This window comes from Pseudarthrobacter sp. AL07 (genome assembly GCF_029960665.1).
GTDB lineage: Bacteria > Actinomycetota > Actinomycetes > Actinomycetales > Micrococcaceae > Arthrobacter.
Genome location: NZ_JASBRB010000101.1, coordinates 1 through 375, shown reverse-complemented (window position 1 = coordinate 375; position 375 = coordinate 1). Strand labels below are relative to the sequence as shown.

Here is a 375-nt window from a genome sequence, read left to right as displayed (position 1 = left end):
AGGCGTGGGCGTCGGGCTGGCCCTCGAGGAGTTCATCGATGAAGCCCTGCTCGTCGTTGGTGGCCAGGTACGGGCCCCACCAGGCGTAGAGGCGCTCATAGCCGACGGTGGAGGAGGGGATGGCGCCGAGTGCCTTGCCGCAGGCGCTGCCGGCCCCGTGGGCCGGGTGGACCTGGACGTAGTCCGGCAGGGTCAGGAACTTATCCCGCAGGCTGGCGAACAGCTGCTTGGCGCCCTCGAAGCGGGTGTCGACGCCGCCGGCTGCCTCGTCGAGCAGGTCAGGGCGGCCCAGGTCACCGGAGAAGACGAAGTCCCCGGAGAGCAGGTAGCCGGGCTGGTCGCTGAACGCACCGTCGGTGACCAGGAAGGACAGGT

The 375-nt window shown here is 69.9% G+C and carries 1 pseudogene; it reads right to left on the bottom strand.

Annotated features, from left to right (window positions below):
- Window positions 1-375, bottom strand: a pseudogene (locus QK290_RS18590) (MBL fold metallo-hydrolase); the annotation flags it as partial.